We start from the raw sequence: 20,117 nt of genomic DNA on the forward strand, positions 1-20,117 counted from the left end.
CAGGAAGAGGATCAAGCGAAGGAGGAAGGATACGGATGCGGCAGCAAAAAGACAAGCGAAGCGCCGATAAGCTTTTGATGAGTTATCCCGCGTCATGGTGGCGGAATATGTGGCGCGAAGCGCTTCCCTCGGGCAACGGCGTCATTGGCGCATCCGTATTCGGCGGCGTACAGGAGGAGACGGTGCTGCTTAACCATGCCCGACTATGGCATTGGGGGCGCAAGGATGAGCTGCCGGATGTAAGCGATACCCTAGCCCAGACCCGCAGGCTGATGGACGCAGAGCGATATGCAGAGGCAAGCTGGCAGCTCGCGGATGCTTTAAAGGAGCGCGGTTACGGGACGAAGCTCGCTTCCAGATTTCCGCTGGCTGCGATCCGGCTTGTCATGCCCTGCAGCAATGCCTTTCGCGGGTACAGCAGGATGCTTGAGTTGGATACCGGAGAAATAACGGTAGGCTGGACGGACGGGCCGAGCCAGTATCGTCGGAGGCTGTTCGTTTCGCGCGCTGACGATTCGGTTGTCTATGAGCTTGGAGGATATGAGGAAGAGAGCGTATCGGGTGAGATCGGTCTTGATCTTCACCCGAGTGATCGCTGGGCGGATACGCCGGAATTCAAGGAGCTCGAGCAATCGATTGAAACAGGAGCAGGCGATGCTTACGTCTGGTTTGCCGGAACGAATGACGATGGAACAGATTTCGGAGCGGTCATGTTGGTCATTCCGGAGGGCGGCAGCATGGAAGCGGCGGGAAGCGTCATCCGCTTCGAGGGAGCGAGGCGGCTGCTGGTGCTTGTGAAGCTGTTCGTCCTGGGCGAGCGCTCCAAGGAATGGGAGCGGCTGAAGCAGGAACTGGCCGAGCTTGTTGTCGATTCCTCCTACGAAATACTGCTTGAGCGCCATATCGCCCTGCATCGGCCGTTATACCATTCAGCCTCGCTGGAGCTCAATGACGCGGAAGATGATTTGCGATCTAATGAGCGGCTGCTGTTGGATGCGTATGAGGGGGAGGCGCCGCCGGCACTTGTTCGCAAGATGTGGGCCTATGGCCGTTATTTGTTCTTAAGCGGTACCTCATCTGCGGAAGAGGCGGAGCCTTTCGGCCTGTATGGGCTGTGGGGAGGCGATTATAGGCTGGTATGGTGCCATAACATGGCGAACGAGAACATCCAGATGATGTATTGGCATGCGCATGTTGGAGGTCTGGGCGAACTGGTCCCTTCCTTATTCCGTTACTATGAGGGATTAATGGAAGACTTTCGTGAAAATGCAAGCAAGCTGTACGGCTGCCGCGGTATTTATATCCCAGCAGGCTCCACGCCGGGCATCGGCGTTCCTAATCAGATAGTGCCTGTCATTCTGAATTGGATCGGCGCAGCTGGTTGGCTGGCCCGGCACTATTATGAGCATTTCCGTTTTACCGGAGATGTTCAATTTCTGCAGGAGACAGCGCTGCCGTTCATGCTCGAGGCGTTGCTTTTTTACGAGGACTTCTTGGTTACGGACGCGGACGGCTTTTACAAAATATATCCCTCTGTATCGCCGGAAAATACTCCGCTCAACTTCATGCCGGCTGATGGCAAACCGCTTGCGCACCCGATGCCTACGGCGATCAATGCGACGATGGATGTTGCCATTCTGAAAGAGCTTTTGCAGCACCTAATAGCAGCGAATCGGAAGGTGGGCGGCGATCCGGAGGCAGAGAAGGAATGGAGCCGCATGCTGAAGCGATTACCCGCGTATCGGCTGAATAAGGATGGCGCGGTCAGAGAGTGGCTCCATCCTGCTTTTCAGGATCGGTATGCGCACCGTCATCTATCTCATCTGTACCCCGTTTTCCCTGGGCAGGAATTAACGCAAGAGAGTGATCCTACCTTGTTCGGCGCGTTTGAAAAGGCTGTGCAGCGGCGCGAGATTGGAGCCCAAAGCGGGTGGTCGCTAGCTCATATGGCTGCTATTTATGCTCGTTTTGGAGATGGGGACAGCTCCTTGAATTGTCTGGATATCCTCTCCAGATCGAGTCTGCTGCCTAATCTGTTCACGCTCCATAACGACTGGCGGGGAATGGGCTTATCGATGCAAATGCCTACGGCTCCGGTGCAATTGGATGCCAATATGGGGTGGGTGAATGCTGTGCAGGAGCAGCTGCTTCAGGTATCCGACAAACTCATTAAATTGCTGCCGGCGCTGCCGAAGCGTTGGAAGCGGGGGCGTCTGGCCGATTGGAGATTCCACACAGGCAAAGTGGCGCTATCGTGGAATCAAGAAACGGGTTCGTTCAGAGCAGAGTTGACGGCAGATAGGGATACCGACATAATCGTCAAGCTGCCGGATTGGGCGGGAGCCTGCAGCATAACCGGCGGAGAAGTCCAGCCTTCGCCGCTAGGTCCCGCGTACTTTACGTTGCGAATGAAGAGTGGGGCGCCAACGGTTGTTTTTGAATCCGAATCATTAAATCAATAAAGCAAAAGAACCACATCCTATGACGTGGTTCTTTTGCTTTATTGGCGGAATGCCGTGGGGAGGGTGTGGCGCAAGCTTCACCCTCCTTTTATAAACGAAATTTCAATATAGATAGAGTGAAAATGTTGAACGTTATGCGGGCTTGTTCGCCTTCTTTTTGCTGTCGATGCTGCCCTGAGCATTCAGTGCGGTAATCAGCTTGTCACCCTCGACATCGAGGTTAGGCAGAATGCGGTCTAACCATTTTGGCAGCCACCAAGCTTTGTCTCCGAAGACAGCCATGACGGCTGGAACCAGTGTCATACGGACAATGAAAGCATCGATAAGGATGCCTATAGCCAGCGCGAAGCCGATCTGTTTGATCATGGCATCAGGTGCGAAAATGAATCCGGCAAAGACGGATACCATAATGACAGCAGCGGCTAGAACGATGCGGCTTGCTAGATCATAGCCGTGAACGACACTGTCGGTTCCTCTATGACCATGCACGTAAGACTCACGCATAGAGCTTACTAGGAAGACCTGATAATCCATCGCCAGTCCGTAAAGAATACCAGTGACAAGAATAGGCATAAAGCTGAGCAGCGGGCCGCCTGTGTCAAAGCCGAAGAGTGAATGCATCCATCCCCACTGGTAAACGGCTGTAGTAAGGCCGAACGTCGCAAGTATGCTGAGAATAAATCCGACCGTCGCTTTAATGGGAACGATGATCGAGCGAAACACAAGCAGCAGAATAATGATGGACAGAATGACAATGATGCCCACATACAGAGGGAACGCCTCCGACAGCTTTGACGACATATCAATATTAATAGCGGTGAATCCGGTCACGCCCAGCTTAATATCCGTATTTTGCGCAATGCTTGATTCTGGGGCACGCAGATCGTTTACTAGATCCTTCGTTGCCAAGTCCGTTGGGCCTGTTTTGGGAATCAGGCTAATAATCGCCATATCGCCCGTTTTGTTCACACCCATCAATGTTACGAGTGAAACATTGTCATGCTTTTGAAGCTCTTGGACGAGATTGCCGAGTTTTTCAGGAGTAAATGTATCGGAGGCATTTTGCGGCTCGCCCACCAGAAGCAGGGGACCGTTGAAGCCTTCTCCAAATCCTTTGGAAATCGCGTCATAACTTTGCCTTGCAGCCGTATCGAGGTTTGCCGAGGCGCCAGAGGGAATCCCGAGCTCCATTTTTGTAACCGGAATGGCTGCCGTGCCTAGAACGATGATCACTCCGATAATAATAAGCCAGCGGTATTTCACCGTTCCCTTAACCCAGCGAATCGAGAAGCCATGCTTAGCTTTCTGGTCAGAGCTGTTGTTTTTCATGCGGACTTTAGGCGAGCAAATACGTTCACCTACGAATCCAAGCAGAGCAGGCAGCAGAGTCAGGGCTAGCAGCACAGTGACGAAAACCGTCACACCAGCGACCATTGCCATCGTAGACAAGAACTCAATGCCAATAACGAGCATGCCGAACAAAGCAATAATAACCGTTAAGCCTGCAAAAAATACCGCGCTGCCAGCTGTACCTACAGCTCTGCTCGCAGCTTCACGCGCACTTAAGCCTTGGTCTAAAATCATGCGGCGCTGACGATTCACAATAAACAGGGAATAGTCGATACCGACAGCGAGTCCAATCATGATCGCCAAAATAGGCGTTATGTCATTGATCGAAATGAATTTTGAGAGGGCATACGCGCCTCCAATGCTGATCGCTACGCCAAAAAGAGCGGTAAGCAGCGGCAGACCCGCAGCAACAACAGAGCCAAGCGTAATAATGAGCACAACGGCTGCAACGAGAAGCCCGATTGCTTCTGTCGAGCCTATGGCTGGCGTGCTCTTAAGCGAATCACTAGGTATAGCTGTAATGCCGGAATTGTTCTGCTCAACAGCTGCGACGGCGTTGATTACAGCGTCTGGTACGGATTTGGGCAGTGAAGCCTGCTGCTCGGTGAATTGGAACTGGAACAGGGCGAGACTGCCATCAGATGAGAGCATCACTCCTATTACCGGAACGCCATCTACCATCAAAGGGCCATAAGGAGGTATTTCAGCGGCGCTTGGCTGGTTCGTTTGTGTTCCTTGGGCTGCTTGTGTTTCTTGGCTCGCCCCTGCAGCCGCGGCGCCCATTTGGCTGCTGTCAGCAGCCGAAAGACCAGCTTCCGCAGCCAATTTGGCAGGATTAATGACATAGTCTACATTATAAACGTCATTAACAGCCTTCTGGATTAAAGCTAAACGTTCTGGTGTATCCAAACGTTCACCAACTGGTACCGTAAAGGCAATACTGGCTTGTCCGCCAGAAGCTTCGGGAAGCTCTTTCGTTAGTTGATCGAGTACCTTCTGCGATTCTGTACCGGCAATTTTCATTTCTGAGCTGGAATGGATGCCGTTGACTGCGAGCATAGCGATTACGACGCCAAGGATGGCGATCCAGCCGATGAGGAACTGCCATGGCTTGTCATAAGCGGATTTTCCTAACTTGTACAAAAATGTTGACATGTGATGTTAATCTCCTTTATATCATGATGAATGGTGGTTAGTGGTCAGTAGTGGCTAGAAGCCCTTTCGCAAATACTCAAACATCGAATTTAAATATTGATCGAATGGGATCGCAGCTGTCGGTTCTGCTTCTGTCTCGCCCAGAAGCAGGACGTTCAGACTGCCGTCAAGTATTGGTACAAACGCTCCATAAACGGCGCCGACTAGAAGATGGGTATAACCGTCCTTATAACGTCCGCGGGCGAATGGTTCCAATGCTTCCTGAGCTGCCATTTGCAAACGGCGGAACACACCCAAGATATACGGCTCAAGTGTAGGGTACTGCTTCGAAAGGGAGATGAATTTGCGTATTTTAAGCAGAAACTCAGCAGTAAACTGCATCTGCATCAGGCTGTACAACACATCAAGCGGTGTTGCTCCTTGTGGCAAGCCCGCAAGTAATTTCTCATATTCCTCTACACTCGTTGTTGGGACAGCGACGGCAGCAACGGCTTCTTCTTTGCAGGAAAAATAGTTGGCGAACGTGCGTCTCGAATATCCGGCCTGCTGCACGACGTCGTCGACTACGAAGCCATCCAAACCTTTTTCAAGCGCGAGCTCGAATGCGGCTTCGGCCAGGGCAGAGGCGGTGGCTTCTTTTTTCCTATCACGCAAGGTTTGTTTAGCAATCAATGACTACACCTCCTTTGTAAATTCGTATACATGGAAAAAGCGTATTTTATACAACTGTCATAAATATTATTGCCCAATATGCAAAAATGCACAATGGGCAAGTTTTTCGAAATTGTGAACGTTACTTAGAGAATTGTAGTGATTTTCTCTAGGAAGCAACTATTGCAAATTTTATAAATATTGACAGATAATCTTATACTCGCTACCTGCCAAATGTATGGAGCACGACCTTAGGTGTGTTCCTTTGAATATAGTATTTAGGTTAATATATATTAAGTAAGTAAAGTGTTTTGCGAGAAGGTTTATTCAAAATCGATTTTTAATTGCGTTACTATAGTTAAGCTGTTACTTGTTTTGCCGTTATTTTATGTTGTTGCAATCTCACATGAGTTTTTGAATGAACTTTAATTAGGAGGCGGATTTTGGTGAGTCAATCACAATTGGATATATTGCTAGAGGGCTTGGAGGCAGGGAGCCTGCTTACAGAACAAACATTTTCTGAACTGGATGCTGACCAATATTTAGATATACGTGATGCGAACGATGACGAATGGATTACGGCTTCAAAGCGATGGGAGCTCGATGCTGATGGTTCTGATGTGGAAGAGAGTGAACAAATACATGCGGGGCGTGAACAAGCGTTTAAGCAAGCATTCCGCTTGACAGGGAACCATGATCTCGCCGGGTATATAAGCGATGATATTCGTTTGATCTGTATGGCTTTAAGGCAGGACGGGGGCGAAGATCCGGTTATTAAACATATGCTATCGTCCTATTTGCAAGGCCAATTGCCTTTATTAAGCTAGATGCTGGAGATGGAATAATCGTGATGTGCCGAATCGTAACCGTTTCATTTAAGGTAGCTAGAACAAGGGACAACCCTTGTGCACAGCTGTCTTTTTTGTTTGCATCATTGCGGCTGCCTGAAGGCATAGTCGCTCTAGCCATTTTTTCCATGAAAAAAATCAATCAGCCCATCCGTTAATTGTTGATGCGAGCGGCTAATAAAGCGATCCGTACAATACATCAGCTCCATATGGCGCACAGGTGTAGGACCTTTAAAGGGTATAGCTACAATGTCCAGGCGTTCTGGAAATTGACGAAGCAAGCCTTTCGGCTGTATAGTAGCGCCTATCCCAGCAGAAACTAATTGCAGCAAGGAATGGGCCGAACTGGTTTCCATAACGGTAGCTATTTCAAAGCCTTCTTTGATGCAAACCTCATCCACTAAATCACGGCCGAGAAAGCCTTTCGGATACATAACTAATGCATGCTGCACCAGCTCTTGCAGCGTAATTTCCTTTCGTTTAGCAAGCTCGCTTGCTGCATGAACGAAGAGCTGATAGGGCTCCGAGCCAAGCGGGATTTGAATTAATCTTTTATCAGGCAGGCCTTGCAGGCCAATACCGATATCGACTTTATGGCTAAGCACTTCTTCTTGGACATGGATAGTCGAGAAAACCTGCAGCTGGATGTGAGGATACTTCGCCTTAAATGGAACGAACAGCGGGACGAGCTGAAAATCCAAATCCGAGGGCAGCACGGCCAGACGGACAGTGCCGCCTTCTCCAGATAGAAGCTCCTTTATCGCATTTTTGGCATCTCGCTCTGCTTGCAGCATCTTAACCCCGTAATGCGACAGGAGCTTGCCGGCTTCCGTTGCCACAACCTTTTTACCGATGCGGTCAAAAAGCGGCGTGCCGAGCTCAGCTTCAAGGATGCGAATTTGCTGGCTTAATGTAGGCTGTGAGATGCCAAGCCTTTCGGCAGCCTTCGTAAAATGAAGCAGCTCAAATACGGCCATAAAGTACTGTATATTGCGATTGTCCATGCAGAGGCTCCTTTGAATGATAGTTTTTTACTATCATAATAATATAAATTATAGGATTGATCAATGAAATGTGGCGCCATATACTTGATGAAGTGTTACAAAGCTAAATAGAGAGAGGCAGCACGTATGAAAAAATATTTTTTACTGTTAGCTATATTTATCGCAGCTTTAAATCTAAGACCGATTATTACATCGGTAGCCCCTTTGCTTCGTACGATGCAAAATGATCTGGCAATGAGTGGGCTAACCGCAAGTTTGCTGACGACATTGCCTGTATTATGCATGGGGATTTTTGCTCCAGCAGCAACCGCATTGCGTGATCGAATAGGGCTTGAGCGAACTATTTTTATTGCATTATTTCTCATTACAGGGGCAACCGCTTTGCGGGGGATCGTGAGCTCCGTCTTTATATTGGTTGTAAGTGCACTAGTTGGCGGAATCGGGATCAGCTTGGCAGGGCCGCTGCTGTCTGGCTTTATTAAAAAGTATTTCCCCACAAAGCCCGGCATAGTAAGTGTTTATTCCGCTTCGATGACCGTAGGGGCAGCCATTGCCTCTGCCTTTGCTATACCTTTATACAATCGCAGCAATCACAGCTTAACGCTGACTTTGTCATGCTGGGCTATTTTCGGCGTGGCGGCCTTAATCGTTTGGTCGGCTTTTCTTGGAAACAGGGGGAGTAAGGAGAACAAGGGGAGCAAAGAAGGCTTAGTGCGATCTAGTTCGAAGCTGCCAATCCGCAATAAAAAAGCGGTTATGTTGACCTTATTTTTTGGATTAATGGCCAGTGTCTTTTATTCGGTTACGGCGTGGATTTCACCGATTGCCCTCAACTTCGGGTACAGCGCAGCCAGCGCGGCTATGCTCCTTACCGTCTTTACGATTATTCAAATTCCGGTATCGTTAACGATTCCTTTTCTTGTAGCTAGGTCTGGGAAACGGAGATTTTATCTGATCCTTTGCAGTGTGTCTGAGCTAATCGGGATTGTTATGCTGCTATTCCATCTGCCAATGCTGCCAGCTGTAATATTGCTGGGCATTGGGGCGGGCGGGTTGTTTCCACTGGCGCTTATGCTGCCGATTGTCGAGACGGATACGCCAGAGGAAGCAGGAGCATGGTCGGCAATGTCTCAGTGTGGCGGCTACATCATAGGAGCAATGGGGCCATTATTAATTGGGGCGATTTATGATCGTAGTGGGAGCTTTATGGCTGCGCTACTTGCGATGCTTGCTGTTATAGTGGTGATGATTGGGGTGCAGGTGGTTATTACGGGGGGGAAGAGTGAGGGAGAGGTAAGTGCCTGAATATACTGAGTACCAGCATAAAGATTTAATAAGGGGCCTTAGCTCGGCTGGAAGAGCGCGTCGATGGCAGCGATGGGGTCAAGAGTTCGATCCCCCTAGGCTCCACCATAATATAAATGTCAAAGTGGTACGACAATTCACCGAATGTTCAAGTTGCTATTGAAGGTTTTGGCAGATGGTGAGTTGGGAGAACAAATCGACCACGTATCGGTTAAAAACACGCTAAAAACGATGCGTAATCCGGGTAGCTATAAGGCAGGCATCCTAATAGAAAGTAATCGCCATCGCATCTTGATCCTTTTTTTTATAAGTAAATTGTGAATATGTAAATATTTTATTTAAGACAATTGATTTTTTAAAATAGGAGTTTACTTACAGAGCAGAAGTATGGGGTTATCAAAGATAATAATAGAGAGGTTGGGAATTGGTATGCCCCTACCTCTCTATTATTTAATCAAGTTTTTAATCTTTTTAGTAAGGACCGAGCACAGTCCAAACATCGTAGAGATTACTATTCAGATCTGGAGGTTGATTTTGCGTCCACCATTTGGCTTTATACTTCACTCCGTTATAAGAAACAATGTCATCTTGAACATAAATGGAGGAAGCGCTCCATGGAGTAAAGGAAGCGTCAACTTGAACCGTCACCGAGTTATTTTCCGTAGACAAATTACTAAAGCCATCCCGAGCCTTGACAGTAAATGTATATGAACCACTTGTTAATCCACTGATCGTAGCGGAGTTGCTAGTCGTTCTTGCTATAGCAAATGGATCGTTATTCACATAAATGTCATAACCGATCAATCCAACATTGTCCGTAGAAGCTGTCCAATTCAAGGTAACTGTGTCAGTGATAGTACTAACAACTAGATTGGTTGGTGCTAGTGGTGCTTCTGTGTCGTTAGGTACGGCACCTGGCGTAGGTAAATTTGATATAATTTGTTTCAAATTGGGTAGGGTGCCGATTCTATCATTAGCCATATCGGAAGTCGGGGTATTGAACGGTAACCATCTCAGTATTCTACGAATTTCAGCTGGCGAATACGGCTCGCCGAAATTAGCCTTAGCAATCCCTTGCAGTTGTAGAATCGCGCCTACAACGACAGGTGAAGCGGAAGATGTTCCATTGAAATAGTCGGTATAACCAGTTGTCGAAGCAGTACTTGTTGCACCTAAGGTAGCAACGTTCTCACCAATACCGAAAACGTCGATTCGATTGCCATGGCTACTAAAGTCGAGTCTGTAGTGAGGCGCAGTTGATGATCCCGCTCCTACAAGTATTGCTCCAGAATCTTTGAAATCTGGGAGATCCCGATTGTAGATGTATTTATTATCCCAATGCTGGTACTGATCGAGATCAGCACCACCGTTGGCTCCCGCTTCTACAACGACAATACCTAAGCTTGTTGCATATTGGATGGCATCAAACTCTGCTGGCTGTGTTTCGATAGGTAACCAAGGACCGCCAAAACCGATCTGTATTTCAAGCAGAATAACGTCACCCGGAGATAATACTTGTGTGGCCGCTAAAATGGCTTCTGCTGCGCCACCTGAACGAACTAAAGAGGATACAATGGGCGTTGCTTTGTTAGCTAGCCCGATATTGCCGATAGCATTGTCAACCGCGGATACAACCCCGAGTACAGCCGTACCGTGACTACCATCTCCATCATTAATGCCACCTGGCAAAAGCTGTATGTTATGAGCAGCTAGATCTTCATGATTTAATGCCCAACTCCACTCGATATCGGCCCACTGGGTGCCTTTACCATCGCCACCTTCAAATTGCCAAGCATACGGAGCGTTAATACCTAGAGGATCTGCTTGCGCATATCTTTGAAATGAGAAGCGTGGATTGTTATCTGGAAGGACAGTTGTTGTGTTTGGAAAAGGTGCATTGGCTAATTCTGGTTTTTTGCTTAAATACGCTTCCTCAACGAGCGACAAGCTTCGCAACTTTTGTAACAACTGTTCGACGTCAGCGCCAGCAGGAATCTTGGAATAATAATAGCGATCAAATACGGATTCAAACGGACTATCAGTAATGCCTTTGTTAGCTGACGGTAAGAATTGCTGCGAGATTAGCGGGTCAAACGATAATTCTGGGACAGCTGATAGCGGCGATACTTCTTGTTGCAATTGAAGTTTTCCTTCTTTACTTGGAAGGAAGGCTTGTTGTTTAAGTTTGACAACAATTTTTTCTTCGAATATTGAAGTTGCAGGGTTTGAGAATGATGTACTCGTCGGAAAGGACTGTCCACTCTCTGAAGCGTATGCTCCATTTGACAAAGTACCTAATGATAAAAGCAAGGTCGAGGCTAGAGCGACGGACAACGTTTTTTTTAATTGGGAATAAGTATGTATAATAGTAATCTCTCCTTTGTAATCGTTCTTTATTTTAGTTCCAAGCACTACCGTTTAGAAATTAAAAGTAATCAAAAAGCTGAACGCTAGTAATAAAGGGTAGACGAGTGCGATAGGTTACGTTCTGATTAAATGCGAATACAAGTCTATCATCCCCTTTTATTCAATATATTTAACTTTTTGTTTCTATCTGGATGAATAGACTAACAATTTACAGTGTAAGTTAAGGCGAATATTGGATCAAATCTGAGGTAAGCGTAAACAAAGACAGTAATATACAGATATCAGCTTGAAACTTCTATTTACTCTCTTTCCCATAGGTTCAGTAGGAGATAATGTCGAATAATTCCCACTTTAATGTAATTTATTGTTGTGAGCTGAGTCTAAACTCCTAATTTTGAAAAAGAAACCGACTAATCCGGTAGAGCACGTCGCTGGCAGCGAAGAGGTCATCTAGAGAAAATAGTGTTAGTATAAACGGATATTGGGGTTCTTTTAAACCAAAGATGAAGTCGAAAAGCCGCATCAACAGGCATACTGTTCATGTGGCCTTTATCGTTTGAAATTCAAGCTAGAAGGAGTTTGGGGAATTAAGCTTAAATTCGCGAAATCTTTATTGGACTGTCAGATTTAAAGCGCAGTGCAGCGAAAAATGCGCTCAGGCCGTCTAATAGGTGGAGGTGATAATTCAGTGATGCCGGCCGGCTCGAATAACAAGGAAAATTTCCCGAAAGATCCCTCTCAAGCTCTAGAGCAGCTGATGGAAAGCTTTGGCTCGACGATCATGCGCACCGCTTATTTTTATACCGGCGATCAGCATTTTGCCGAGGATATCAGTCAGGAGGTATTTCTTCGCGCTTATCGCAACTGGAACTCGTTTCGTGGAGATAGCGCGGTTAAAACCTGGTTGACGACGATCGCTATCAACGTTTGCCGGGACAAGATGGGCGTGCGGATGTTTACGGAACAGCCGACCGATCCCAGCCGGATGGAGCGGGGACGGATATTCAACGTGGAAGAAGAAGCGCTTAAAAGATTGCAGAAAAGCGAGATTTTGCGGCATATGCTGCGTCTGCCTCTGCCGTATCAGGAGGCTTTGTATTTATATTATTATCTGGACTTGGACACACGGGAAATTGCGAAAGCGACGTCGTCGCCCGAGGGCACCGTGAGAAACAGACTGCACCGGGCGCGCGAGGCGTTGGCTCGGGAAATGCGCAAGGAGGAGACAACCGATGACGGACATGGAGCGTAATTTACGACAACATTTGCAAAAGGAGTCGGATGATATGTTGTTTTCTAAAATGGAATTGAGCGATAGCGTTAAACAGAAGATCAGGAAACAAGCCGCCGCGGAGCAGAGGAGCCGCCGCCGATTCGTTCTCCCGAAAGCCTGGCTTGCAGGATCGGCAGCGCTGGTCGCGGCAGTCGTCATAGTGACGGCATTGCCGATGCTGCAAGAGCCCGCCGCAGTTTTGACCCCAGCGGATCATTCGCCCGGAATTGTACTGCCCGGAAACGGAGGAGCCACAGGTTCGGAGTTGTCCCAATTGATTACAACTCCGTTAGGAACGGCGGAGGCAGCGAAAGCAGCTTTCGGTTCCGGTGTGCTTGTTCCTCAAGTCGCCCCGGAAGGCTTCAAGCTGGCTGAGATCGTCGGCGTGGGAATGAAGGACCAACCGCTCAGAGATTTAAACTTCACATATGGCTCGGGTGATAAGACGGTGACGTTCAGCGCGAGCCGCATGCCGGCGGCGTTCCCGACGGACCTGTTCACACAGACCAAAGTGGGCGGAGCGGACGGCTTTATTTTCGAGCAAGCCGAGTTCACGGAGCTGTTCTGGGTGGTTGACGGCATTCAGTATGGCGTGTCCGGTCCGATTTCGGGCGACGAGGCCATGAAGGTAGCCGAATCGGTGGAGCCTTAATGAGTTGATGCGTGTATATCGTGAATGAATGGAACGCCCCACCCGTCGAATGCTAGATAAATTGGGGTAATGTAATATCCCCATAGGAGACGTGCAGATGAGATTAGCCGTTTTCAACTATAACAAAGAGAAACTGCCCAGACCCGGCCACAGCCAGGTTTGGGCAGTTTCTCTTTGTTAGTTGAATGTCTTCAGAAGGCGTTTCGCCGTCCCATTAAAAGCCGGGGAAAAGTCCGCGGCTCTCATTATGCCATTACTCATTAATTAACATTGCTTGCTGTAAGAATCTTGTTACAATTGCAGCAGTTTGTGCACGTGATAGGTGACTTGCTGCTGTAAGATGTTGATTATGGCCTTGCATGATATTGTTTATGACCATAAGTGCTACGGCTTTCTTCGCCCAACCAGAAACTTGTTGACTGTCCTCAAACGAACTTAATGCATGGTTCGCTTCGGCATCCGTCACGGTCGACGCAAGCGAAGTGATCGCCATCGTTCTAGATAAGATCACAGCTCCTTCTTGCCTTGTAATCGTCTGATCTGGTCTGAACGTATTATCCTCAAAACCTTGAACAAGTTGATAAGCTAAAGCCGTTTGTACAACAGATGCATACCAATCTGAGGACTTCACATCCTGTGGCAAGTTAATTTTCTCAACTGACTTCAAGCCCAAGGCTCTAACAACAATCGCGAGAAACTCTGCACGGGTGATATCTTGATCAGGTTGAAAGGTTGTTGCTGTAACACCATCAACAATGAGGCGCGAAGCCATATTATTGACATCATTTTGACTCCAATGTCCTTGCACATCGGCGAATTTCTTCGAGTTCCATATAATTGAATAGGTACTAATCGTTAAGCTATTCATTACGGCATGTAGTTTGCCGTCTTTTGTAAAGACATTTGTTGGGATGTGGGATATTGTTCCATCTTCATTTAATACAACGGCAGTTGTTATTTGAGTGGGATCGATTAAACTCGGCAATACAATCTCACGTGACACATAACGATCGAATCGATCGATCTTAATGGTACGATCTCCATACATAGCTATAATTTCAAAATTAATCGCTGGAGCAGCCAAAGTCACATTTTGGATTGTAGCGGCAGAATCAAGCAACTTCTTATCACCGTTAAAATCACCAACTGCTAGTGAAAAAAACTGATTCGAAAATGTAGAAATCGTTTCCTCTCGAAATGTGCCCGTTTGATCACCAAAGAGAATATGAAGTGAATATTCTGACGGACCATTATTAGCAACCGCTATATCAGCCTATCCATCACGATTAAAATCACCTGTAGCAAGCGCGCTTGGTTCGTTGATGCCCCCATATTCGTCACCAGTGGTAAATGTTCCATCCCCTTGTCCATACAAAATATATACTTTCTTCGTTCCCTTGTTAGCTATAGCCAGATCGATCTTGTCATCATCATTAAAATGACCTGAAACGATGGAATTGGGTGAGGAGATTCGATTATCATCAACTGAATGATCTTCTATCTGAAATTCCCCATTGCCGTCTCCAAGCAACACGCTTAGATGGTTTGATCCAGTGATCATAGCCAAGGCGATGAAAATCACTGAATTAAAAGACAAACTTGCTGCCAAGTCGACAGATGAGATCATTCATCCGTACAAAGATGCAGCAGCAGCAGCCTCCGATTGGGCGCTGAACAGCATCGCAGACTCCTTGCAGGCTGGTATCGTTACTGGAATGCCGGGTGCAAGGCTTGCACCGAAGCAGGACATTACAAGAGCTGAAGTTGCCTTAATCGTTCAACGACTGCTTCAAAAATCTGATCTTATTTAATACATGTTTTTCAAAGAGGGTTATCAACAACAGAAATGTGAACTGCACCCCGTCAAGTAGACCGAACAATAAATAAAAGTTGTTAAGCGGCATCAGCCCTGAATTGCATTGGACATTTATTTTGCTTGCAAACGTACCCGAGACGAACCCGTATCAGAGGTGGCCCTATTTTTCATTTCCGCCAAAAAGTCGAACAATCCGCCTTATCCAAAATATTAAACTCAATCATTTCCTCCAGTAATGAGAAATCAACAGGACTATCCCATTTGATACGCATCAACTGACTGGTGTGATCATAGCCAGCTTGCACAATGGCATCAGAAAAATGATTAATGCCTGCCTTTTCAGGGGCCACAGCCATATGTTGCTTAGCTATGCTAAAGCCAATAATGAAGGTGTCGTGATCGGTAAACATAGGCTGATTCCAAGCGATTTTTGGCATTAAATTTGGAAATTTCGCAGCTATCCAAGCCAAAACCTCTTCGGTTCTAGCCCGATGGATCGGGTTATCTATATTCGCTAAATATTCTGCAAAAACTTCCATGTTTTTACCTCCGGGCTCAAACCCCAGTAATGTTCTAGCTTCTCCCAAACAACAAAAGGAATAAACAAATTTAGACTAAGTATATCAATGAAAGAATCAACTTTCCAGAGCAGCAGATTTACAGGCGGAGGACGCTAATCAATGCTACTTTTCCAGATGGGCCTGTTATGGCAGGGCCAATGGTAGCGATATTAGGGAATGTTTTCAGAAGATTCTTTCTGGCCACCCGTCCTTGCCAAAATAACAAGAGGAATTCCATGAAACTTATGGGGCCTATTGGGGAAAACCGCTTGGTATCTGCCTAAATGGCTTGACCGTATTAAAATATTAGCCAGTTAATAAGTGATGATTCCTGTTTTGAACTTTTGAATAGGAGTCATCTTTTTTCAATTCCCATTATCATTCTTTGAGGTCTTCGTTAAAATGAACTGGTAGTATAGTTAAAAATTACCCGTTTTAATAGGTTTGTTACATTAGTTCCAACGAATCATTGATAAAAAATGAACGAATAGTATAAAATTGAATTGTAAATAAATTCTAATTGCCTAAGGAGACTCCCAATGACAACAAATCAGCATAAGGAACCCGCCCAGTCGAAAATCGATTATTTGAACGAAGCGTTTATTCGAAATCCTCATCCCATCTATGCAGAGGTACGCGAGCAAGAATCAGTATCCCGTTTTCTTTTGCCCAGTGGTCACTATGCGTGGATTGTTACGGCGTATGAGGACGTTGCAGCAGTATTAAGCGATTCGCGATTTGTGACCAACCATCCGGTAGAGGAAGGAGTAGAACTTCCGTCCCATGTGGAGATTATTTCCCGAAACCTAAGCAATGTGGATGCAACCGATCACCGCAGACTTAGGCGTTTGGTGCAAAAAGCCTTTACCCCAAGAATGGTGGATCAGCTTAGGGGGCGAATTGAGGAGCTGACTAATGATCTTCTTGATCAAGTTCAGGCAAAGGGAGAAATGAATTTGATTGAGGATTTTGCATTCCCTTTGCCGATCAAAGTGATTTGCGAAATGCTAGGGGTTCCGATTGAGGATCAGGATAAATTCAGTGATTGGTCGAGCGCCATCATGGAAGGTTTTAATAATCCGAAGCATGCCGAACGCAGCGAGCAAGCGTTGATTGCATTCATCGATTATTTGCAGCACTTAATTGCTAGAAGACGAAGCGATCTCAAGCAGGATTTGATCAGCGACCTCATTCGTGTCGAGGAAGATGGGGATATGCTTAGCGAGCATGAGCTGTATGCGATGATATTCGTGCTTATCATAGCCGGCCATGAAACGACGGTGAATTTAATCGGCAACGGCGTGCTGTCATTATTGGAGCATCCAGAGCAGCTGGAGAAGCTGAAAAACGAGCCTGAGCTGATCCATTCGGCGATAGAAGAAATTTTGCGCTATGACGGGCCCGTTGAGGTCAATAATATGAGATTGGCAACGGAAGACGTCGAGCTTCAAGGCAAGCAAATCCGCAAGGGGGAAATGGTGTTTGTTGCGCTAGCTTCGGCGAATCGAGATGACAATCATTTTACGGATCCCAATACGTTCGACATTACACGAAAAGTGAACGACCATCTTGCTTTCGGCAAAGGGATTCATTTCTGCATGGGCGCTCCTTTGGCAAGATTAGAAGGGGAAATTGCCATTAGCACATTGCTTCGGCGTATGCCTGAACTTAGATTGAAAACAAATCGCGAGTCACTGAATTGGCGTCATGGCATCATTATTCGCGGCTTGAAAGAAATTCCGCTCGTGTTTTAAATTAGCCAATTAAGAAAGGAGGACTGATCATGGCCATATACACATGGGTGGATAAAGAGACATGTATCGCTTGTGGTGCTTGCGGTTCTGCGGCTCCAGATATTTTTGATTATGACGGAGATGGGCTTGCTGAGGTGTTCTACGGTGGAGATGGAAATCGTGGTGTTACTGCAATCGAAGATGACGAACTCATGAATGATTTTCAGGATGCGCAGGACGGATGTCCGACCGATTCGATCAAAGCTGAGGATAAACCATTCTCATTGAGCTAATTATGGAGAACTGTACTCACAATAGCAACCATGTCGGAGAAGCCGAAGCGTGATACAATAAGGGCAAAAACATTTGGTGGGGACAAGACATGAGTAGTCGCAAACAATTGCTATTAGAATCCGCTCTTACCCTATTTATTGAGCATGGCGTTGCTAATACAACGATCCAGATGATTTTAGACAAATCAGTCGTATCGAAAGGGACATTTTACAAATTTTTTAATTCGAAGGATGATTGCTTGCAAGCCATTTTAGAGCAGCGGATGCAAGAGGATATCGCTATTCGAAAAAACTTGGAAAACGATCATTATGCTTCTGAATATGATCTGCTAGTGGATCAAATTTCGATACCGATGACATTGCCTGAGAGAGAGCGCGTTTGGGAGCTGTATTGGACGGGTTTCTATTCAGGAGAAATTAATTCATCAAACCTAGCGAATATGCAGTTGAAGTGGTTATCTGAACGATTGACTCAGTTATATGGAGAAGAGATCCGGCCTTATGCAAGCGAAGGTTCTATTTTTTTCTACGGTATGCTGCATCAAATCGCCAATGCGTGGAGAAGCTTTCATGGGCAAAAGCCTGTATGGAACGAGCTTGTACCGAAGGTGCTGTCCTATGTTGAGGTATTGCTGCACACGATGCATGAAAGAAAAGAACATATTCTTGATCCTCAAACGTTGGCCCTCTTTCATCCCAGTGAATTTGCGCGTACGGGTCATGTAGATAAAGAGGCATTGCTAGAGGAGCTTCACGATTTCAATAAAATGATTCAAAAATCAAACGAATCAACGAAATTAAAAGAAATCTCAAAAGGCCTTCTGGCTTTATTTCAAGCCCAGGAAGAGTTGAATGTCTCGCTTATTGAAGTTGTCGTAAAGGCCCTTCAGAAGGAATTCGAATCCAGCAAGCATCGTACGGAGGCTAGTCAAATAGCACGATCCTGCTGATGGTTTTTAGAACAAATAAAAGTGTGACTACTTTGAAGGTATAATAGCTATTATAGGTTAATAACACCACATTCCAATGCGCCATAGCCGATAAATTTTTCGGTTATGGCGTTTCATTTTCGGTTGCATTCATACGTCGCGGCGTTTCCCAAACCAAGCGCGGTATAGCATGCGAACCCCCTCTGTTATATCCTCCTTGCTCAAACCACCGAAACCGATCTGCACCATGGTTTTCTCAGCCTCATCCCGCTGTGCCCAGAAGGGAGATACAGGGTAGACCCTGACGCCTTCCTCCTCTGCAGTGGCAATCAACTGATGTTCATCCATACCATTATGTACACGCAATAAAATATGAAGTCCGGCATCCTGGCCGATTATGGATACTTGAGCGCCCATCAGCTGCTGAAGCATTGAAATCAACGTGAATTGCTTCTCTCGGTAGACATTGCGCATCCGGCGAATGTGGGCTTCCCAATGCCCATTTTTCATAAACAGCTCCAACGTTTTTTGGTGAAAATGTGATACCGTTTGGTCGTATAATCGGTAGTCATGCTCATCGTGCAGTTCGATTAGCTTCTGAGGCAGAACCATATAGGCAATGCGCAAGGAAGGGAGCAGGCATTTTGAAAATGTCCCTAGATAAACCGTGCGATCATGAGTATCGAGGCTCTGCAGGGACGGTATTGGTTTGCCGATATATCTGAATTCGCTATCGTAATCGTCCTCGATAATGATCCCATTCTGTTCTGCTGCCCATTTCAGTAATTGCATTCTCTTGGGGAGCGGCATAACCATCCCGTAGGGGAACTGGTGGGACGGGGTGATGTACACGATGCGAGATTGGCTTTCAAAAAGCTTCTGTATATTCAGCCCATCCGTTTCCAGCGGGATTGGGTGGATGTGAAAACCATGATGTGAAAAAATCGTCCGTACCCCGTCATATCCCGGCTCTTCCATCGCCATGCCATTGCCGTTGTTCGCCCCACCTATTAAGCGGGATAGCACGCCCAGTAGATACTGAACACCAGCTCCAATCATAATTTGTTCAGGCGTACAATTTACTCCCCTGGAGCCATGCAAATATTTGGCGATTTCTTCTCGAAGTCCAGGTTCTCCGAGCGGATCGCCATATGAACACAAGTCCAGTTGATCCTGATGCAAGCTTAGATTGGCTAGCTTTCGCCAAGTGGCAAACGGAAAATGCGCAGCATCAACATCGCCATAGCGAAAATTATATCGAATCGCCGAGCTAACCTGTGTACTATTTTTCAACCCTTTCTTATTCATTTGATGCGACAAAGGCAGCGACTCCAGCTCCAGATCAATAACATATAAGCCGCTCCTTGGCCTGCTTTGAACATAACCTTCGGCTAACAGCTGTTGATAGGCCAAATCCACCGTATTGCGGCTAATATGGAGGTGGGCAGCCAGCGACCGAATAGAAGGCAGCCGTGTCTCAGCGGCCAGCTTTCCGCTCAAAATTTCTTGCTTAATATATTGATAAAGCTGGGAGTATAACGCCTCTCCAGAATCTCTGTTCAACAATATCGTCAAATCGATCATTCATATCCTCCTTGTAACCTTAATTGACCCTATAATCTAGTTTAGTTTTGTCACTACTTATGGGGTCAATTGCTTAATACAATTATATCACTTCCAGTCAGTCGAATTTGGATGAATGCCAGATGCCAGGAACAC

17 protein-coding genes and 1 tRNA gene are annotated in these 20,117 nt (G+C 46.6%); 10 read left to right on the top strand and 8 right to left on the bottom strand.

The genetic code is table 11. From position 1 onward, the window contains the following. Positions 1-35: 35 nt before the first annotated feature. Positions 36-2,462 carry a glycosyl hydrolase family 95 catalytic domain-containing protein gene (locus tag AC50Y5_RS03650; protein WP_494858483.1) on the top strand — a complete coding sequence of 809 codons (2,427 nt, stop codon included), beginning with the start codon at positions 36-38 and terminating at the stop codon, positions 2,460-2,462. 132 nt (positions 2,463-2,594) lie between these two features. Here the strand turns inward: AC50Y5_RS03650 and AC50Y5_RS03655 are convergent, their stop codons facing one another. Next, positions 2,595-4,967 carry an MMPL family transporter gene (locus AC50Y5_RS03655; protein WP_494858487.1) on the bottom strand — a complete coding sequence of 791 codons (2,373 nt, stop codon included), beginning with the start codon at positions 4,965-4,967 and terminating at the stop codon, positions 2,595-2,597. Positions 4,968-5,021: 54 nt separating this feature from the next. Then, positions 5,022-5,639 carry a TetR/AcrR family transcriptional regulator gene (locus AC50Y5_RS03660; protein WP_235533021.1) on the bottom strand — a complete coding sequence of 206 codons (618 nt, stop codon included), beginning with the start codon at positions 5,637-5,639 and terminating at the stop codon, positions 5,022-5,024. A gap of 425 nt (positions 5,640-6,064) precedes the next feature. Between AC50Y5_RS03660 and AC50Y5_RS03665 the strand changes: the two genes are divergently transcribed. Continuing rightward, entirely contained in the window at positions 6,065-6,445 is a 381-nt protein-coding gene (locus AC50Y5_RS03665) for an immunity protein PIM1 family protein (RefSeq protein ID WP_056029116.1), read from the top strand. Between the two features lie 134 nt (positions 6,446-6,579). On the opposite strand, the gene AC50Y5_RS03670 is transcribed toward AC50Y5_RS03665, so the two are convergent. After that, complete coding sequence (locus tag AC50Y5_RS03670) at positions 6,580-7,470, bottom strand: LysR family transcriptional regulator (protein WP_494858492.1); 891 nt, start codon at positions 7,468-7,470, stop codon at positions 6,580-6,582. 126 nt (positions 7,471-7,596) lie between these two features. On the opposite strand from AC50Y5_RS03670, the gene AC50Y5_RS03675 reads away from it, so the two are divergent. After that, positions 7,597-8,775 carry an MFS transporter gene (locus tag AC50Y5_RS03675; RefSeq protein ID WP_494858494.1) on the top strand — a complete coding sequence of 393 codons (1,179 nt, stop codon included), beginning with the start codon at positions 7,597-7,599 and terminating at the stop codon, positions 8,773-8,775. Between the two features lie 32 nt (positions 8,776-8,807). Beyond that, positions 8,808-8,883 (top strand) — tRNA-Ala (locus AC50Y5_RS03680). Positions 8,884-9,246: 363 nt separating this feature from the next. Here the strand turns inward: AC50Y5_RS03680 and AC50Y5_RS03685 are convergent. Continuing rightward, positions 9,247-11,187, bottom strand: coding sequence for a S8 family serine peptidase (locus AC50Y5_RS03685; protein ID WP_081418573.1), 1,941 nt, complete (start codon positions 11,185-11,187; stop codon positions 9,247-9,249). A gap of 646 nt (positions 11,188-11,833) precedes the next feature. Between AC50Y5_RS03685 and AC50Y5_RS03690 the strand changes: the two genes are divergently transcribed. After that, positions 11,834-12,394, top strand: coding sequence for an RNA polymerase sigma factor (locus AC50Y5_RS03690; RefSeq protein ID WP_056029109.1), 561 nt, complete (start codon positions 11,834-11,836; stop codon positions 12,392-12,394). After that, entirely contained in the window at positions 12,375-13,067 is a 693-nt protein-coding gene (locus tag AC50Y5_RS03695) for a DUF4367 domain-containing protein (RefSeq protein ID WP_494858496.1), read from the top strand. Before AC50Y5_RS03690 ends, AC50Y5_RS03695 begins: the two co-directional genes overlap by 20 nt. A 253-nt stretch (positions 13,068-13,320) precedes the next feature. Here the strand turns inward: AC50Y5_RS03695 and AC50Y5_RS03700 are convergent, their stop codons facing one another. Next, positions 13,321-14,187, bottom strand: coding sequence for an S-layer homology domain-containing protein (locus AC50Y5_RS03700; protein ID WP_056029105.1), 867 nt, complete (start codon positions 14,185-14,187; stop codon positions 13,321-13,323). A gap of 153 nt (positions 14,188-14,340) precedes the next feature. Then, positions 14,341-14,628: an FG-GAP repeat domain-containing protein gene (locus AC50Y5_RS03705; RefSeq protein ID WP_494858802.1), complete on the bottom strand. Its 288-nt coding sequence runs from the start codon at positions 14,626-14,628 to the stop codon at positions 14,341-14,343. On the opposite strand from AC50Y5_RS03705, the gene AC50Y5_RS03710 reads away from it, so the two are divergent. Then, positions 14,621-14,878 carry an S-layer homology domain-containing protein gene (locus tag AC50Y5_RS03710; RefSeq protein WP_056029101.1) on the top strand — a complete coding sequence of 86 codons (258 nt, stop codon included), beginning with the start codon at positions 14,621-14,623 and terminating at the stop codon, positions 14,876-14,878. The two genes, AC50Y5_RS03705 and AC50Y5_RS03710, sit on opposite strands and share 8 nt — an antisense overlap. A 172-nt stretch (positions 14,879-15,050) precedes the next feature. Here AC50Y5_RS03710 and AC50Y5_RS03715 read toward each other — a convergent pair whose 3' ends face one another. Then, positions 15,051-15,422 (bottom strand): iron chaperone, encoded by a 372-nt coding sequence (locus AC50Y5_RS03715; RefSeq protein ID WP_056029099.1) that lies wholly within the window; start codon positions 15,420-15,422, stop codon positions 15,051-15,053. A gap of 560 nt (positions 15,423-15,982) precedes the next feature. Between AC50Y5_RS03715 and AC50Y5_RS03720 the strand changes: the two genes are divergently transcribed. The 3 genes from AC50Y5_RS03720 (at position 15,983) to AC50Y5_RS03730 (ending at position 18,419) form a co-directional block, all read left to right on the top strand. After that, the gene (locus AC50Y5_RS03720) at positions 15,983-17,197 is read left to right on the top strand and encodes a cytochrome P450 family protein (protein WP_056029097.1); all 1,215 of its coding nucleotides are present in this window, start codon (positions 15,983-15,985) and stop codon (positions 17,195-17,197) included. A 29-nt stretch (positions 17,198-17,226) separates the two neighbouring features. After that, positions 17,227-17,469 carry a ferredoxin gene (locus AC50Y5_RS03725; protein ID WP_494858499.1) on the top strand — a complete coding sequence of 81 codons (243 nt, stop codon included), beginning with the start codon at positions 17,227-17,229 and terminating at the stop codon, positions 17,467-17,469. Positions 17,470-17,558: 89 nt separating this feature from the next. Beyond that, entirely contained in the window at positions 17,559-18,419 is an 861-nt protein-coding gene (locus AC50Y5_RS03730; protein ID WP_494858500.1) for a TetR/AcrR family transcriptional regulator, read from the top strand. 129 nt (positions 18,420-18,548) lie between these two features. Here AC50Y5_RS03730 and pdxR read toward each other — a convergent pair whose 3' ends face one another. Continuing rightward, entirely contained in the window at positions 18,549-19,982 is a 1,434-nt protein-coding gene (pdxR, locus tag AC50Y5_RS03735) for a MocR-like pyridoxine biosynthesis transcription factor PdxR (protein ID WP_494858501.1), read from the bottom strand. Positions 19,983-20,117: the final 135 nt, after the last annotated feature.

This window comes from Paenibacillus sp. JT22N7 (assembly GCF_059383875.1).

Excerpts from the sequence above, each read along its gene's own strand:
- AC50Y5_RS03650 (WP_494858483.1), top strand. The coding sequence starts at position 36 with ATGCGGCAGCAAAAAGACAAGCGAAGCGCCGATAAGCTTTTGATGAGT.
- AC50Y5_RS03715 (WP_056029099.1), bottom strand. The coding sequence starts at position 15,422 with ATGGAAGTTTTTGCAGAATATTTAGCGAATATAGATAACCCGATCCAT.
- AC50Y5_RS03705 (WP_494858802.1), bottom strand. The coding sequence starts at position 14,628 with ATGATCACTGGATCAAACCATCTAAGCGTGTTGCTTGGAGACGGCAAT.
- AC50Y5_RS03725 (WP_494858499.1), top strand. The coding sequence starts at position 17,227 with ATGGCCATATACACATGGGTGGATAAAGAGACATGTATCGCTTGTGGT.
- AC50Y5_RS03695 (WP_494858496.1), top strand. The coding sequence starts at position 12,375 with ATGACGGACATGGAGCGTAATTTACGACAACATTTGCAAAAGGAGTCG.
- pdxR (WP_494858501.1), bottom strand. The coding sequence starts at position 19,982 with ATGATCGATTTGACGATATTGTTGAACAGAGATTCTGGAGAGGCGTTA.
- AC50Y5_RS03690 (WP_056029109.1), top strand. The coding sequence starts at position 11,834 with ATGCCGGCCGGCTCGAATAACAAGGAAAATTTCCCGAAAGATCCCTCT.
- AC50Y5_RS03655 (WP_494858487.1), bottom strand. The coding sequence starts at position 4,967 with ATGTCAACATTTTTGTACAAGTTAGGAAAATCCGCTTATGACAAGCCA.
- AC50Y5_RS03675 (WP_494858494.1), top strand. The coding sequence starts at position 7,597 with ATGAAAAAATATTTTTTACTGTTAGCTATATTTATCGCAGCTTTAAAT.
- AC50Y5_RS03730 (WP_494858500.1), top strand. The coding sequence starts at position 17,559 with ATGAGTAGTCGCAAACAATTGCTATTAGAATCCGCTCTTACCCTATTT.
- AC50Y5_RS03670 (WP_494858492.1), bottom strand. The coding sequence starts at position 7,470 with ATGGACAATCGCAATATACAGTACTTTATGGCCGTATTTGAGCTGCTT.
- AC50Y5_RS03720 (WP_056029097.1), top strand. The coding sequence starts at position 15,983 with ATGACAACAAATCAGCATAAGGAACCCGCCCAGTCGAAAATCGATTAT.